The sequence below is a fragment of the Bacillus cereus group sp. BfR-BA-01316 genome (assembly GCF_022664195.1).
GTDB lineage: Bacteria > Bacillota > Bacilli > Bacillales > Bacillaceae_G > Bacillus_A.
Genome location: NZ_JAKUGX010000026.1, coordinates 1 through 16508, shown reverse-complemented (window position 1 = coordinate 16508; position 16508 = coordinate 1). Strand labels below are relative to the sequence as shown.

Here is a 16508-nt window from a genome sequence, read left to right as displayed (position 1 = left end):
TAAGCATTTCCATTTTATATATGGAACATGCAATTTCTCTTTAAATGTTAAAAAAGGGAGAGGAAATAACTCCTCGCCCTTTTTACGTTTATTGAATTTCCAGTGTGACGTTCTCATCATTATGATGTCCCACTGAATACAAGAGCATTCGAATCGCTTTCGCAACTTTCCCTTGCTTTCCAATGACTTTTCCAACATCCTCAGGATGTACAGTTAATCGATACTTTATTTCTCCGTTGCAAAGTTCCTGTGTAACTTTTACATCTCCAGGATGATCTACAAGAGGTTTAACAATTGTCTCGACTAACATTTTCATTGTCATTGCCTCAATTACTTACCTTGTTTAGATAAGTGGAATTTCTCCATGATACCTTGGTTAGAGAAAAGGTTACGAACTGTATCAGATGGTTTAGCACCATTTCCTAACCATTTTAATGCTGCTTCTTCGTTGATCTTAACTTCCGCTGGTTGAGCAACCGGATTGTAAGTACCGATTTCCTCAATGAAACGTCCGTCACGAGGAGAACGAGAATCTGCAACAACTACACGATAGAAAGGAGTTTTTTTAGCTCCCATACGTTTTAAACGAATTTTAACTGCCATTTATAAAGCACCTCCGAATTTATTTCACACAGATAATTATATTAGCAAAAAGACTATTGCTTTGTAAAGTATTTTTTCTTAACAGAGCCATCTTTTTTCCTTACATGAATGGAAACTTCAATCCACCTAGTCCTTTTTTCTTACCTTTTTGCATTCCCGTCATCGTCTTCATCATTTTTTTCATATCATCAAATTGCTTGATTAGACGATTGATTTCTTGTACTGTTGTACCGCTACCTTTGGCAATGCGCTTTTTACGACTAGCATTGATTATTTCCGGTTGTTCTCGTTCTACTTTAGTCATAGAACGAATAATTGCCTCAATATGCCCAATTTGTTTTTCATCAACTTGTGCATTTTTCAGCCCTTTAATTTTATTTGCACCAGGAAGCATTCCTAACAATTCGTCAAGCGGTCCAAGTTGACGCACTTGTCCAAGTTGTTCTAGGAAATCGTCAAGCGTAAACGAAAGCGTACGCATTTTTTGCTCAAGTTCTTTTGCTTTCTCTTCATCAACTGTAGCTTGCGCTTTTTCAATTAATGTTAAGACGTCGCCCATCCCTAAAATACGGGATGCCATACGTTCTGGATGGAACGCTTCAATTGCATCTAGTTTTTCACCCATACCAGCAAATTTAATTGGTGTATTTGTTACAGCCTTAATAGATAATGCCGCACCACCGCGCGTATCACCATCTAATTTCGTTAATACAACACCTGTTAACCCTAACTGTTCATGGAAACTTTGCGCTACATTTACCGCGTCTTGTCCTGTCATCGCATCGACAACAAGGAAAATTTCATCCGGTTTCGCAACTTCTTTGACTTTCGCTAATTCATCCATTAGTTCTTCATCAATATGCAGGCGACCCGCTGTATCGATTAAAACATAATCGTGATGATCTTCTTTTGCTTTCGCAATCGCTTGTTTCGCAATTTCAACCGGACTTACTTGATCTCCTAAGGAGAAAACAGGCATGTCCAATTGCTTCCCTAATGTTTCAAGCTGTTTAATCGCTGCTGGACGGTAAATATCCGCTGCAACAAGCATCGGTTTACGATTATGCTTTTTACGAAGTAAATTCGCAAGCTTACCTGTCGTCGTTGTTTTACCCGCACCTTGCAGACCAACCATCATTATAACAGTAGGTGGCTTATTAGCAACAGCAATTTTGCTTTGCTCTCCGCCCATAAGTTCTGTAAGTTCTTCCTGTACGATTTTAATTACTTGTTGTCCAGGTGTCAAACTTTTCATTACATCTTGTCCGACAGCACGCTCAGACACACGCTTTATAAAATCTTTTACTACTTTAAAGTTAACATCCGCTTCTAAAAGAGCTAGACGAACTTCTCTCATCATTTCTTTCACATCGGCTTCAGAAACTTTTCCTTTGCCGCGGATTTTTTGCATTGTCTGTTGAAGTCGGTCGGCTAATCCTTCAAATGCCATATTGCCGCCCTCCTAATCTAATTTTTCGATAGCTTCAACAACTTGTTTCATTTCTTCATTCACATGCTCTTCTTCGCTGATTAGCTGTTTTAGCTTTGCAACAAGTCGCTGTCGCTCTTGAAACTTTTGAAGTAATACTAATTTATCTTCATATTCTTCAAGCATCGCTTCAGTCCGTTTAATGTTATCATACACGGCTTGGCGACTTACATCAAATTCTTCCGCAATTTCACCAAGAGATAAATCATCTAGATAATAAAGCGACATATAACTTCTTTGTTTTTGCGTTAACAACGATTGATAAAAATCAAATAAATAATTCATTCTCGTTGTTTTTTCGAGCATGTTGGATCATCCTTTGTTAAGTGATTTCCCTTTACATGAATTAGTTTACATGGAGTACAAAAGAGTGTCAAGTTTTTTTCTTAACATCACTTATTTTTTATAGAAAAAGAAGCGGTAATGCCGCTTCTTTCCTTTATACTTCTTCTGTTTCTACTAAGTTCGCAAACAAACCATAAACATATTGTTCTGGATCAAACTGCTGCAGATCATCCATTTGCTCTCCTAGCCCAACAAATTTCACCGGAACATCCATTTCGTTACGAATCGCTAAGACGATACCACCTTTAGCAGTTCCATCTAACTTCGTTAAAACAATACCAGTAACATTCGTTGCTTCACGGAATGTTTTCGCTTGGCTTAAACCATTTTGTCCTGTTGTTGCATCAATAACTAGTAATACTTCATGAGGAGCCCCTGGTACTTCACGCTCAATTACACGCTTCACTTTCTCTAACTCTTTCATTAAGTTTACTTTATTTTGTAAGCGCCCTGCTGTATCACATAGCAATACATCCACTTTACGGGCCTTTGCCGCTTGTACAGCATCATACATAACCGCCGCTGGGTCAGATCCTGATCCTTGTTTAATTACTTCTACACCAACACGATCGCCCCATACTTCTAATTGTTCAATCGCCCCAGCACGGAATGTATCTCCTGCCGCCAATAGGACAGACTTACCTTCTGATTTAAATTTATGTGCAAGCTTACCAATCGTCGTCGTTTTCCCCACACCATTAACACCAACAAATAAAACTACTGTTAATTGATCCTCTTGTATATTAACTTCATTACTAAAGTCGCTGTCACCTTTGTAAATTCCCACTAGCTTTTCAGAAATAACAGCCTGTACTTCTTTCGGATCTTGAATGTTACGACGTTGCACTTCTTCTTTCAACTGATCAATTAATTCCATCACTGTCGAAACTCCGACATCCGCACTAATTAAAATTTCTTCTAATTCCTCAAAGAAATCTTCGTCTATTTTACGGTAACGGTACACTAAGTCATTTACTTTATCAGCAAATGAATTTCTCGTTTTTTCTAATCCTTGTTTAAACTTCTCTGTTACCGTATCCGTTTGTTTTGAAATTTTTTCTTTTAATTTTTTAAAAAAACTCATACTTCCCATCCTTCCTATCTACTTGCAACAAGTTCTTCACCATCATCTAAACGAACAGAAACAAGCTTCGACACCCCTGATTCTTGCATTGTGACACCGTACAATACATCAGACTCTTCCATTGTACCTTTTCGGTGTGTAATTACAATAAACTGTGTTTCATCACTAAATTTCTTTAAATACTGCGCAAAACGAGCAACGTTTGCCTCATCAAGAGCTGCTTCTACTTCATCTAGCACACAGAATGGAACTGGGCGTACTTTTAAAATACCAAATAAGAGCGCAATTGCCGTTAAAGCACGCTCTCCCCCTGAAAGTAAACCTAAGTTTTGTAGTTTCTTCCCTGGTGGTTGCGCTACAATATCAATACCAGTATTTAGTAAATCTTCTGGATTTGTCATTACTAAATCCGCTCTTCCACCTCCGAATAATTCAGAGAATACAGATTGAAACTCTGTTCGAATCCCTTCGAACGTAGTAGAAAAGCGTTTTTTCATCTCTTCATCCATTTCCGTAATAAGTTGATGCAATGTCGATTTCGCTTCTTCTAGGTCATCTCTTTGCTCTAATAAGAATGTATGGCGCTCTGCTACACGTTCATACTCATCAATTGCCCCTAAATTTACTGCACCTAACTCTTCAATGGATAGTTTAATTAGTTTCACCTTTTTACGTGCATCTTCTGCAGGCATCATCATTGTATACTTAAGTTTTGCTGCTTCAAATGAAATAGTATATGTTTCACGTAAATGTTGCAATCTATTTTCCAGCTCTACATCAAGTCGGTTAATTTTCACTTCTTGATCTTTCAACATCTCAAGAATATATTTATGTTTACCTATTGTTTCTTTCGCACCGCGCTCTAAATGCTCGACTCTTTCTTGCAATGATACGCGTTGTTCACGACGAGAACGAATTAACTCCGAAGTTTGATTACGATCATACGCTTTCTTCTCAATCATATTCATAATTTGTTCTTCGCCACTTGAATTAGATGTCATCTCTTGCTTTAAGAACGCTAAATCTTCTTTCGTTTTTACAAGCGTCGCATCAGTCTCTTCTTTTTCCTTCGTCAATCGTTCGACTTTTTCTTTTTGATTAGACAAACGTTGTTGTTGTTCAGCAGCTTGTACTTTTAGCTCCGTCATTTCCTTCTGAACTTTTTCTTTTGAAGAATGTTGTTCACTTTTTTGTTTCGTTAAAACGACGATTTTGCTATCTAATTCCCCAATCTCCGCTTGAAGAGTCGCTAAAATCTTTTCTAACTCTTCTTTGCGCCCTTGCATTTTTACTTGATCTTGTAAAAATCCTTCAATCTCTAAATCGTAAATCGATAAACGATCATTAATACGATGTTCATCTAATTCTAAACGATTAATTTCTTCTCTTAGCTTCTGTTCATCTACACGTTCGGTCTCTACACCTTGGCGTAGCTCTCGTATTTGTACTTCTTTTTCTTGAATCTCTTGCTTTACTGCTTTAACAAAGTTTTCTAGCTTCGTTGTTTTTTCTTCCATGTCAGTTAGTTTTTTAGTCCACTCTTCAAGTTCACGTTGACGTCCCAATAAAGAGGATTTCGCCTGTTTTACAGCGCCACCCGTCATAGAACCACCCGGATTCACTACGTCACCTTCGAGTGTTACAATACGATAGCGGTATTGCAGTTGTTCCGCTAACTCATTTGCTCCGCGTAAATCTTTCGCAACAACAACTGTACCTAATAAACTTGAAACTACATTCTCATATTTATTATTGTACTGCACAAGTTCTGCCGCTACACCGACAAACGATGGATGCTGATTCACAATGCGTAATTGATCAAATGATAGCGATCGGCTTTTAATAACAGTTTGAGGTAAAAACGTTGCACGGCCATGTTTATTTTGCTTTAAAAATGCAATTGCATTACGAGCATGTTCTTCTGTTTGTACTACGATATGTTGCATCGCTGCCCCAAGGGCGATTTCCATCGCGATTTCATATTCTTTCGGCACAGTCAGAAGTTCTGCAACAGCTCCCTCAATACCTTGTAGCCTATTTTCTCTAGCCTTTAATACTTCACGTACCCCTTGATAGAAGCCAGAGTAGTCCTCTTGCATCTCTTCTAACATTTCTTTCCGAGAGCGCGCCTGTTGCACAAATTGATACGCTTGATACAGTTTCGTTTCATTTTCACTATACTGTGACTTACATTTCCCAAGTGCTGTTTCTGTCTTCTGTATGTTATAAATAATGCCAGCTATTTTCTCTCTCGCTTGCTCATAACTTTCTACAAGTTTCGCCTTTTTCGCTGTAATTTCCACACGCATCTGTACATACTTTTCATTTTCTTCATCAAGTCGTTCGTTTTTAGAGTTTTGCTGTTTTGATTGTTCTTCAATCATAGATAATTCATTACGAAGACTTGCTTGTTGATTTAAAAGTTCAATATAGTCACCTTTTAAATTCTCAATTTGTTCCTCTAAATTCTCAGCAAAAGTCGCAAGTAATTGCTCGTTATCATGCAATTTCTTCTCCAATTCTTTTACTTGATTCACAAATTGCATTAACGCTTCTGTACTTGTTTCAATTTCGCCATCATAACTTGTAGCTTTCTCTGTTAACTCAACAATTAGCTTTTCAAGCTGCGCACAATGTGTCCTTGCATTTTGCTTTCTTTCCTTTAACAGCTCGCGTTGCCCTTCTAGTTTTTCTAGTTCTTTACTAGACAGAAGTAGAACTTCTTGTAAGGAATTTACAGATTCATCAACGGCTTGTAATTGCCCGCGTAATTCCTTAAGCTCTTCTTCACTTTTTTGTAAGTTCGCCGACATTTTAGCTTCTTCATCTTTATTATGCCCAAATTGATTTCGAAGCGCTTCCCACTTTTCATGTAATTCTTCAATTTCATGTACAATAAGCGCTGCTTCTACTTTCTCTAATTCTTCTTTTTTCTCAAGATAATCTTTCGCAATAGAAGCTTGTCTTTCTAGTGGTTCTACTTGACTACTTAATTCGTGAATAATATCTTGTACACGATTTAAGTTTTCTTGTGTTTCCGCCAATTTCCCTTCAGCTTTCTTTTTACGAAGTTTGTATTTCAGCACACCCGCAGCTTCTTCAAATACACCACGACGTTCTTCTGATTTACTACTCAAAATCTCTTCGACTTTCCCCTGGCTAATAATTGAAAAAGCTTCTCTTCCCATACCAGAGTCCATAAATAAATCAATAATATCTTTCAATCTACAAGATTGTTTATTAATATAAAAATCACTATCACCCGAACGAGATACACGACGCGTTACACACACCTCGTTATACTCAATCGGTAAGCGTTGGTCTTCATTATTTAAAGTTAATGTAACTTCAGCAACATTAACCGCTCTTCTCGTATCACTGCCGGCAAAAATAATATCCTCCATCTTTGCACCGCGTAATGACTTTGCAGATTGTTCACCAAGTACCCAGCGAATTGCATCAGTAATATTACTTTTCCCGCTCCCGTTAGGTCCTACTACAGAAGTTACACCTGGAACAAAATCGACAGATACACGCTCAGCAAAAGATTTAAATCCTGCTATTTCTAATCTTTTTAAAAACACGAAAGGCCTTCCTCCTATTCTCCGTTGTTGTAAACGTTGTCTGTACGAAAACAAGCTACTATACGGATTTCCCACTCCTTTTATTTATAAATAAAAGGAAAGTTTCATTCTATGCATAAGGAATCCCCCTCATTCAAAGGGGGATTCCTCATGATTGTTCTTTTAATTTTTTCAATGCTTCTGCAGCAGCTTGTTGCTCTGCCTCTTTTTTTGACTTACCACTTCCAAGACCTAATGCCTCATTATTTAAAGTTACACGGGACACAAATTCTCGGTTATGGGCCGGTCCTTTTTCTTGCAAAATTTGATACTCAATATTGCCACTACCATCACGCTGAATCAATTCTTGCAATTGACTCTTATAATCCATCACATGAGAAAAAGCACCTTCATTAATTTTTGGATATACAACTTCTTTTAAGTATCCCCAAACTGTTTCTAGCCCTTGATCAAGATAAAGGGCACCAATAAACGCTTCAAAGACATCCGCTAATAAAGCTGGTCGTTCACGTCCACCCGTCATTTCCTCACCTTTTCCTAATAAAACAAGGCTACCAAATGACATTTCGTTTGCAAAACGAACAAGAGATGGCTCACATACAATAGCTGCACGTAGTTTTGTTAACTCTCCTTCGCTCATTGTCGGATATTTTTGAAACAGATACTGTGATACAGTGAGTTCCAATACAGCATCGCCAAGAAATTCAAGACGCTCATTGTCCTCATGCGGTTTTTTTCGATGCTCATTCACATACGATGAATGCGTAAATGCTTGAATCAATAATTTTTCATCTGTAAACGTAATACCTATCTTTTCTTGAAATACTTTAAAAGCTTCACGATATTTTGCTTCGTATTTTTTTTCTCTATGTTTTCGGTACGGCATAGGTCCCTCCAGATATAAGCCGAGAAGCCCCGTTAAAAAACGGGACTTCACTCAACATTATAGATGACTCTCTATGTAAGTCACAGCATCGCCAACAGTAGCAATCTTTTCAGCATCTTCATCAGAAATTTCCATTTCGAATTCATCTTCTAATTGCATTACAAGTTCTACTACATCTAGGGAGTCTGCGCCTAAATCTTCTTTGAAGCTTGCAGCTGGTACTACTTCAGTTTCTTCTACTCCTAAACGATCAACGACAATTTTTGTTACACGCTCTAAAACATCTGCCATTCTATTCACCTCCCCTCAAATATTATATAAAATATTGTCCAAAAAAACTAGGTGAAATCGATTCTTTTATTACATTACCATACCACCATCAACATTTAACGTTTGACCTGTAACATATTTACTTTGATTAGAAGCGAAAAACGTCACAGTATTTGCGATATCTTGCGCTTCTCCAAACTGAGCTGCAGGAATTAATTTTAACATTTCTGCTTTTATATTTTCATCTAATACATCCGTCATATCAGTCGCAATAAACCCTGGAGCAATTGCATTTACAGTAATATTTCGGCTCGCTAATTCTTTTGCTGATGTTTTTGTCAATCCAATTACACCAGCTTTAGCAGCAACATAATTTGCTTGTCCTGGGTTTCCTGTTACACCAACAACAGAAGCGATATTAATAATACGTCCATGACGTTGACGCATCATATAGCGCGATACTGCTTTCGTACATAAGAAAACACCTTTTAAGTTTGTATTAATAACTGTATCCCATTCTTCTTCTTTCATACGCATTAATAAATTATCTTTTGTTACACCAGCGTTATTTACAAGAATATCAACTTGTCCAAACGTATCTACAGTTTGTTTCACCATTGCAGTAACATCATCAGCATTTGCAACATCTGCTCTTACTGCAATGGCATCTGAACCTAATTTCTTTATTTCATCAACTACTTCATTCGCCTTTTGCTCATTACCAGCATAATTTACTACAACATTTGCCCCTTGTTTCGCTAAATCAATGGCAATCGCACGACCAATCCCACGTGAAGCACCAGTTACTAATGCTACTTTCCCTTTTAACATCAGCTTTCTCCTCTCAAATTTGAAATGGTATCTTTTAATGTCTCTTCATCATATATCGCATATGCTTTCACTGAAGAATCAATCGACTTCATAAGACCAGCAAGTACTTTTCCAGGTCCGATTTCAATAAATGTATCTACCCCTTGATTCACCATATACTCAATAGATGGGTACCATAATACAGGCGAATAGAGCTGTTCAATTAGCTTTTCTTGAATATCTGTACCACGTGTAATAACATCTGCCGTAACATTTGCAATAACAGGAATATTCGTGTCTTGAATTGTAATTTCATTTAAAACACTTTGGAATTTCTCAGCAGCTGGTTTCATAAGCGAGGAATGAAACGGTCCACTTACTTTGAGCGGAATTGCTCTTTTAGCACCATTTTCTTTCGCTCTTTGAGAAGCAAGTTCTACTCCTTGCTTTGTTCCAGAAATAACAATTTGCTTCGTACTATTCATATTAGCAATTTGTACTGCGTATCCTTCACTTGTTACTTCTTCTGTAACTCGTTTCAGCATATCCGGATTGGCACCTAAAATAGCTGCCATTGCACCTTCCCCGCCCGGAACAGCTTCTTCCATATATTCTCCACGTTTCCTTACAGCATATACAGCGTCTTCGAATGTTAATGCACCAGCAGCTACAAGAGCGCTATATTCACCTAAACTATGTCCTGCGACAAAACCAGGTGTAATATCATACTCCTTCAAAGCTGTTAAAATTGCAAAGCTCGTTGTTAATAGTGCCGGCTGCGCATTTGTCGTTAATGTTAACTTTTCTTGCGGTCCTTCAAAAATAACTTCTGAAAGAGAATCATGCAAAACCTCATCCGCTTTTGCAAACACTTTCGCAACCTCTTTATTATTCTCCGCTAACTGTCTACCCATTCCAACTGCCTGTGAACCTTGGCCCGGAAAAAGAAATGCTATTTTTCCCATTTCAAATCCTCCTCTTATTGAAGCGGCTCCTTCTCCATTACACTTGAAATTGTAGGAATTACTTCTTTCGCTACCATTTCTCTCGTTTGACGAATCGCACTAAATATCGATTGGTCATTAGAAGAACCGTGAGCCTTAATGACAGGAGCTTTCAATCCAAACAACGCCGCTCCTCCATACTCCGAATAATCCATTTTATCTTTCAATACCATAAGTTTTGGTTTTAATACCGCTGCTGCTAATTTGCTCGTAAACGAACTCATTAATTGTTCTTTTAACATAGAGAATAACGCAAGTGCTGTTCCTTCTAATGATTTCAACGCTACATTACCCGTAAAACCATCACATACAACAACGTCTGCTACACCTTGCAATAAATCTCTTGATTCAACGTTTCCAACGAAATTAATTGGTGCATCCTTGAGCATAGCAAAGACCTGTTTTGAAAGCTCGTTTCCTTTACCATCCTCTGTTCCAACATTTAAAAGTCCAACGCGTGGATTTTTAATTCCTCTTACCTTCTCTGCGTAAACAGAGCCCATTACTGCATATTGATATAAATGAATTGGTTTTGCATCAACGTTTGCTCCAACATCTAACATAACAAAGCCTTCTCCATCAACAGTTGGCATTGTAGGTGATAAAGCTGGTCGTTCAATTCCTTCCATACGACCAACAACAAACAATCCAGCTGCCATCAAAGCTCCTGTACTACCTGCTGATATACAAGCATCCGCTACACCGTCTTTTACTTGCTGCGCTGCTAGTACCATTGAAGCTTGTTTTTTTCGACGAACCGCTCTTACTGGTTCATCTGTCGATTCGATTTTTTCGTCCGTATGAAGTATAGTAATTCGCTCTTCACTCGTTAAATATTGACGAATTCCCTCTTCTTTCCCTACTAACGTAATATGTAAATCTGAGTATTCCTTAATAGCTTTCATTGCTCCTAATACTACAGCCTTTGGCGCATGATCGCCGCCCATTGCATCTATTGCGATTTTCATAAGTTGTTACCTTCCTCACTATAATTACTAGATCGATACATTTCAAAAGTGCCTGTAAAAACAAGTTCTTCTCCAACAAAGCTACGCACTTTGACAACCGTCCGTCCTTTATCATTCTCTACATCTTCAACACGTGCTTTTGCAACAACACGCTCTCCTAATTTTACAGGACGAATATATCGAATGGTGGACTTTGCAGTTAAAGCTAATTCTTCATCAATAACCGCAACAGCTAGTGAGTTTGCTTGTGCAAACAAATGATGCCCACGAGCAATTTGATTTCTTTTAAATACATGTTCTACCTTTACTTCAAAGATAGAAATCGCGTGTCTATCTAATTCTATATCGATAATTTCTCCGACAACCTCTTCTAACGGTAAAGATTTCACATCTTCTTCATGTTGTTTTGTAGCCACATGCTTAATTCGTTCTCTTAATTCAGGAATAGATAATTCCATACGATCAAGACGAACAGTTTGTATGCTCACTTGAAATTTTTCCGCTAAATCTTCATCCGTTATAAAAGGATTCGTTTCTATTGTTTGTTTTAATAATTCTTGTCTTTCTTTTTTACTTCTTCTTTTTTTCATACCGCACCATCCATTTTTATGACTAGGTACTAAAAGTAGTATATAATCATTAAAAGTAGAATGCAACAAAAATTTTTGCAGACTACTTTTAATCGAGCTTCTCTCCCTGGAACACACCTGTCCCATCAAGATAAGTACGCAGCGAAGCATACTGATCATTATGCCAAAACGCTTCTGAATCAACTAGTATCGCCGCATCTTGTCTTGCTGTTTCTAACGCCCGATAATCATGCACCATATCAGCAACCTTAAATTCTGGTAGACCACTTTGCTTACTTCCAAAAAAATCCCCAGGACCTCGTAACTCTAAATCTTTTTCTGACAATACAAATCCATCATTTGTTTCAGTCATAATGCGCATTCTTTCTTTTCCCGTTTCTGATTTCGGGTCCGCAATTAATAAACAATATGATTGTTCACTACCACGCCCTACACGCCCCCTCAGCTGATGGAGCTGTGATAAACCGAAACGTTCCGCGTCATAAATAACCATAACAGTCGCATTTGGTACATTCACACCTACTTCAACAACTGTTGTCGACACAAGAATTTGCACTTTATTTTCACTAAACTGTCCCATTATCTCTTCTTTTTCTTGAGATGATAGTCTCCCATGCATTAATCCAACTTGGCATTTCCCTTGATAATGATGAGTCAGCATACTATGTAAGTCGATAGCATTTTGTACATCAAGCTTCTCAGACTCTTCAATAAGAGGGCAAATAACATATGCCTGTCTTCCTTTTTTTATCTCTTTCTCCACAAAGCCGAGAACACGATCTAACATATCATGTTTTGCCCAGTACGTTTCGATTACCTTTCTACCAGCTGGCATTTCGTCGATAATAGAAACGTCCATCTCTCCAAATGCAGTGATAGCTAACGTTCGTGGAATTGGGGTCGCCGTCATAAACAACACATCTGGACTTTCACCTTTCTCACGTAAAACCCGGCGCTGCGCCACACCAAATCGATGCTGTTCATCGGTAATAACGAGACCTAACCTATGAAATATAACTTCGTCTTGAATTAAAGCGTGCGTCCCAACAAGGATGTCTACTTCTCCCTGTTCTAATCTCGACAAAATTTCTCGACGTCTCGCACCTTTAACAGAACTTGTTAGCAATTCAACCTTCATACCGAAATGTGAAAACGTCTCCGCGAGCGACTGATAATGTTGTTCGGCTAAAATTTCTGTAGGAACCATCAAAGCACCTTGATAATGAGCCAATTTCGCCGCATAAAGAGAAATCGCAGCAACAACTGTTTTCCCAGAACCTACATCCCCTTGCAATAATCGATTCATTCGGTACGGAGATGTCATATCTTTCATTATTTCATCTACAACCCGGCGTTGTGCGCCAGTTAATGGAAACGGAAGTGCATCAGTAAACTCTTGCAATTCTACTAATGAAATTTCTTTTTTCGTCCCTTTCGAGTTTTCCCTTTCCATTTTCCGTAATGTTTGCATTTTCAACTGAAACAAGAAAAACTCCTCATATACAAAACGGCGACGCGCTTGCTTTAAGTCTTCCTGTCCCACTGGAAAATGTAACCCTCTGAGCGCTTCATAGCGTGATAATAATTTATATCGACTTAACAAACCATCTGGTAACACTTCGACTATAGAATCTCCATACTCCTTAAATGCTTGTGCAACAAAACGGCGCATCTGTTTTACTGTCAGTTTTCCTTTCACTGAATATACAGGTTCTACTTCTTGTTGTCGTACAACCGGTCCAAAATTCAGTTCTGATACAGCAATTGTTTGGCGATGCTGATCCCATTTACCAGTAATCGTTACCGTTTCATCTAAATTTAACTTTTGTTTATAGTATGGTCTATTAAAACATACAGCTGTAATTAAATAACGACCGACGAGAACACGAACTGTAAGACGTGACTTCTTCTTCCCATAATATTGCAGTAAAGGAGCACTATGAACTTTCCCCTCAACCGTTACACGCTCGTCATGCTTTACTTCAGCAAGATCTTTCATCGCATAGTCTTCATAGCGGTACGGAAAATGTTCTAATAGATGAGAAACTGTATAAATTCCCATCTCGTGTAACAACTCAGATGTTTCTCCTCCGATTCCCTTTACATCCGTAACAGGAACTTGTACAACTTCATTCAAGATTCTCACGCTCCGTCACATTATTTTCTTTGATTCATTCTATTGATTGTCCAATAACATCGTTGACATCTGTAATCGCTCTATTTCACCCTATATATTCTATCATAGGCATTCTAAGAGAAACTACTCTAATCCCTCTATATAAAGTGAAACTATAATCAGTGGGGGTTTTGTTCATCCCCCACTGATTATTAGTTGAACCAATCGGGCGTTTACGGGCAGTTAATCTCCCACCTAACTTCTTTGCTCCAACCGAATTTAGGGGTAGGAGTTTTACTGCCCGTTAATGCGGGATAAAACAAAGTTGTACAATACGTAAGAAAAGAGCCTCACTATTAGCAGCAAGGCTCTTTTCTATCATCAATATGCTAGCCTTTTGAATAAAAACTAGTAATAAACTTCATATCACTACTTCTTATCCATTAGCAAGTAAAGTAAGTAACCCATTTATTTTCAAACCGAATCTTTTCTTATTCTACAGAGAAGATGAAAGAATACACCGGTTGGTTCCCTGCATGTACTTCTACTTCTGCATCTTCAAAGTTCTCTTCTACAAACGCAACTAATTCAGCCACTTCTTCATCTGTTGCATCTTCACCTTGTAGAATCGTTACGATTTCAGAATCCTCATCAATCAGCGCTTCTAGTAATTGCTTTGCAGCTCCTACTTTCTCAGCATTTGTAGATACAATTTTTCCATCTGCAATACACATGAAATCATCTTTTTGAATCGCTACACCGTCAATTTCCGTATCACGAACAGCATACGTAATCTGACCTGTTTTCACATGAGCTAAAGCTTCTTTCATGTTTTCTTCATTCTCTTCTAGCGTTCCAACTGGATTAAATGCTAACATTGCAGCCATACCTTGAGGAACTGTTTTTGAACGAACAACAATAACTTCTTGTTCTACAACTGACGCTGCTTGTTCTGCTGCCATCACTATATTTCCGTTATTTGGTAAGATGATGATTTTTTCAGCATTCGCCTCTTCAATCGCCTTCACAATATCCTCCGTACTCGGATTCATCGTTTGGCCACCTTCGATAACTTTCGTTGCGCCAATGCTCTCAAATAGAGTTTTAATACCCGATCCCATAGCCACAGTTACAATACCATACGGTTGTTTCTCTATTGGCTGATTCGTTGGTTCAGGCATCATGGTAGGTTCATCTAATAAAGCGGTATGCTGTTCACGCATATTTTCTACTTTGATCTTAATTAGACTACCGTAACGTTGTCCATAGTTCATAGGATCTCCAGGATGTTCCGCATGAATATGAACCTTTACAACCTCATCATCCGATACAACAAGTAGTGAATCTCCGTACACACTAATATCTTCACGGAATTTTTGTTCAGAGAAATTATGTTCCTTCATTTTTTCAGGCTCTAATTTCACCATGAATTCCGTACAATATCCATACTTAATATCTTCTGTACTCAATTGGCTTTGTACACTACGGTGATGTTCTGCGCGTACCATGTCATTCATAGATGGTTGGGCAGGCATATTAGAAGAAATTGTTTCTCCTTTTAAGTCAGCTAAAAATCCTTCATATACAACAACAAGACCTTTACCACCGCTATCTACAACGCCAACTTGTTTTAATACAGGTAATAAATCTGGCGTACGATTTAACGATGCGTTTGCTTCTTTTACAACGTCTTCCATAAACAAAACAAAGTCGCGCTGTTTTTTCGCAACTGTCACTGCATATTTACCCGTTTCTCTTGCAACCGTTAAAATCGTTCCTTCAATTGGTTTCATAACCGCTTTGTAAGCTGCCTCTACTCCAGCTTCTAAAGCTGCAGCAAAATCAACTGTCGTTAATTCTTCTTTTTGTTCAATGGATTTAGAGAAACCACGGAATAACTGAGATAAAATAACCCCAGAGTTACCACGAGCTCCCATTAATAATCCTTTAGCTAAACTTACACCGACTTTACCAGCATGCTGTGAAGGATTTGCTTTCACTTCACGTGCGCCTGAAGTCATTGATAAGTTCATATTTGTACCGGTATCGCCATCTGGAACTGGGAATACGTTTAATGCATCAACAAGCTGAACATTATTTGTTAAATTATTGGCTCCTTGAATGATCATTTGTGATAAACGTTTTCCATCAATTTTTTGAATTGACACAGATTTTCCTCCTTAATGCACATTACAAGTTTATTACTTTAACTCCTTGTACGTAGATGTTTACAGAATCTACTGCTAGTCCTACAGTTTGATCTAATGTATATTTCACTTTAGTCTGCACGTTATGTGCTACTTCTGAAATTTTTGTACCATAGCTCACAATAATATACATATCAATATGTACTTCGTCTTCATCTTTACGAACAATAACGCCTCTAGTGAAGTTTTCTTTTCGTAAAATGTCTGTTAATCCATCTTTTAACTGATTTTTTGATGCCATACCTACGATACCGTAGCAATCTACTGCGGCACCTCCAGCAATTGTTGCAATTACATCTGTACTAATATCAATTTGACCGTACTTTGTTTTAATTTCAATTGACATCTCGTTTCCCCCTTCATAAATGGTGAAAGTGAGCTAGACTACTTTAGTTACTATCATATAATCTTTTCAAAGAAAATTCCATCGTTCTTTCTTTTCACTCTCATATTTTATGTTTTTAATTACATTTTTTTATGATGAGCAAAATAGTCCATTGTTATTATACAACATGTACCACTATAGTATGTCAAGCAATTTTTCTTGATTTC

At 37.9% G+C, this 16508-nt stretch carries 15 protein-coding genes; all 15 read right to left on the bottom strand.

What is annotated here, in order from left to right:
* Positions 1-88: 88 nt before the first annotated feature.
* Positions 89-316, bottom strand: a complete 228-nt coding sequence (locus MR071_RS18255) for a KH domain-containing protein (protein WP_002088196.1) — start codon at positions 314-316, stop codon at positions 89-91.
* A 14-nt stretch (positions 317-330) separates the two neighbouring features.
* Positions 331-603 (bottom strand): 30S ribosomal protein S16, encoded by a 273-nt coding sequence (gene rpsP, locus MR071_RS18250; RefSeq protein ID WP_000268750.1) that lies wholly within the window; start codon positions 601-603, stop codon positions 331-333.
* 100 nt (positions 604-703) lie between these two features.
* Entirely contained in the window at positions 704-2053 is a 1350-nt protein-coding gene (gene ffh, locus MR071_RS18245; RefSeq protein WP_002111383.1) for a signal recognition particle protein, read from the bottom strand.
* 12 nt (positions 2054-2065) lie between these two features.
* A complete protein-coding gene (locus MR071_RS18240; protein WP_000891061.1) occupies positions 2066-2398 on the bottom strand; it encodes a putative DNA-binding protein in 333 nt (110 codons plus the stop codon).
* Positions 2399-2531: 133 nt separating this feature from the next.
* On the bottom strand, positions 2532-3521 hold the full coding sequence (gene ftsY / locus MR071_RS18235; protein ID WP_000007653.1) for a signal recognition particle-docking protein FtsY: 990 nt from the start codon (positions 3519-3521) through the stop codon (positions 2532-2534).
* A gap of 14 nt (positions 3522-3535) precedes the next feature.
* Positions 3536-7105 (bottom strand): chromosome segregation protein SMC, encoded by a 3570-nt coding sequence (gene smc, locus MR071_RS18230; protein ID WP_242237380.1) that lies wholly within the window; start codon positions 7103-7105, stop codon positions 3536-3538.
* Between the two features lie 148 nt (positions 7106-7253).
* The gene (gene rncS, locus MR071_RS18225; RefSeq protein ID WP_070144596.1) at positions 7254-7991 is read right to left on the bottom strand and encodes a ribonuclease III; all 738 of its coding nucleotides are present in this window, start codon (positions 7989-7991) and stop codon (positions 7254-7256) included.
* A gap of 57 nt (positions 7992-8048) precedes the next feature.
* On the bottom strand, positions 8049-8282 hold the full coding sequence (gene acpP, locus MR071_RS18220) for an acyl carrier protein (protein ID WP_002014515.1): 234 nt from the start codon (positions 8280-8282) through the stop codon (positions 8049-8051).
* A 69-nt stretch (positions 8283-8351) separates the two neighbouring features.
* Positions 8352-9092 carry a 3-oxoacyl-[acyl-carrier-protein] reductase gene (gene fabG / locus MR071_RS18215; protein WP_105586434.1) on the bottom strand — a complete coding sequence of 247 codons (741 nt, stop codon included), beginning with the start codon at positions 9090-9092 and terminating at the stop codon, positions 8352-8354.
* Positions 9092-10036, bottom strand: coding sequence for an ACP S-malonyltransferase (fabD, locus tag MR071_RS18210; protein WP_105586433.1), 945 nt, complete (start codon positions 10034-10036; stop codon positions 9092-9094). The genes fabG and fabD overlap by 1 nt, the downstream gene beginning before the upstream one ends.
* Positions 10037-10050: 14 nt before the next feature.
* Positions 10051-11043 (bottom strand): phosphate acyltransferase PlsX, encoded by a 993-nt coding sequence (gene plsX / locus MR071_RS18205; RefSeq protein ID WP_002128828.1) that lies wholly within the window; start codon positions 11041-11043, stop codon positions 10051-10053.
* On the bottom strand, positions 11040-11633 hold the full coding sequence (gene fapR / locus MR071_RS18200; RefSeq protein ID WP_105586432.1) for a transcription factor FapR: 594 nt from the start codon (positions 11631-11633) through the stop codon (positions 11040-11042). The genes plsX and fapR overlap by 4 nt, the downstream gene beginning before the upstream one ends.
* An 88-nt stretch (positions 11634-11721) precedes the next feature.
* Positions 11722-13770 (bottom strand): ATP-dependent DNA helicase RecG, encoded by a 2049-nt coding sequence (gene recG, locus MR071_RS18195; protein ID WP_105586431.1) that lies wholly within the window; start codon positions 13768-13770, stop codon positions 11722-11724.
* Between the two features lie 470 nt (positions 13771-14240).
* Positions 14241-15917 (bottom strand): DAK2 domain-containing protein, encoded by a 1677-nt coding sequence (locus MR071_RS18190; protein ID WP_242237376.1) that lies wholly within the window; start codon positions 15915-15917, stop codon positions 14241-14243.
* A gap of 22 nt (positions 15918-15939) precedes the next feature.
* Positions 15940-16302, bottom strand: a complete 363-nt coding sequence (locus MR071_RS18185; RefSeq protein WP_000021109.1) for an Asp23/Gls24 family envelope stress response protein — start codon at positions 16300-16302, stop codon at positions 15940-15942.
* Between the last annotated feature and the right edge of the window lie 206 nt (positions 16303-16508).

Excerpts from the sequence above, each read along its gene's own strand:
- plsX (WP_002128828.1), bottom strand. The coding sequence starts at position 11,043 with ATGAAAATCGCAATAGATGCAATGGGCGGCGATCATGCGCCAAAGGCT.
- acpP (WP_002014515.1), bottom strand. The coding sequence starts at position 8,282 with ATGGCAGATGTTTTAGAGCGTGTAACAAAAATTGTCGTTGATCGTTTA.
- ftsY (WP_000007653.1), bottom strand. The coding sequence starts at position 3,521 with ATGAGTTTTTTTAAAAAATTAAAAGAAAAAATTTCAAAACAAACGGAT.
- rncS (WP_070144596.1), bottom strand. The coding sequence starts at position 7,991 with ATGCCGTACCGAAAACATAGAGAAAAAAAATACGAAGCAAAATATCGT.
- fapR (WP_105586432.1), bottom strand. The coding sequence starts at position 11,633 with ATGAAAAAAAGAAGAAGTAAAAAAGAAAGACAAGAATTATTAAAACAA.
- ffh (WP_002111383.1), bottom strand. The coding sequence starts at position 2,053 with ATGGCATTTGAAGGATTAGCCGACCGACTTCAACAGACAATGCAAAAA.
- fabD (WP_105586433.1), bottom strand. The coding sequence starts at position 10,036 with ATGGGAAAAATAGCATTTCTTTTTCCGGGCCAAGGTTCACAGGCAGTT.
- rpsP (WP_000268750.1), bottom strand. The coding sequence starts at position 603 with ATGGCAGTTAAAATTCGTTTAAAACGTATGGGAGCTAAAAAAACTCCT.
- MR071_RS18185 (WP_000021109.1), bottom strand. The coding sequence starts at position 16,302 with ATGTCAATTGAAATTAAAACAAAGTACGGTCAAATTGATATTAGTACA.
- MR071_RS18240 (WP_000891061.1), bottom strand. The coding sequence starts at position 2,398 with ATGCTCGAAAAAACAACGAGAATGAATTATTTATTTGATTTTTATCAA.
- fabG (WP_105586434.1), bottom strand. The coding sequence starts at position 9,092 with ATGTTAAAAGGGAAAGTAGCATTAGTAACTGGTGCTTCACGTGGGATT.
- MR071_RS18255 (WP_002088196.1), bottom strand. The coding sequence starts at position 316 with ATGAAAATGTTAGTCGAGACAATTGTTAAACCTCTTGTAGATCATCCT.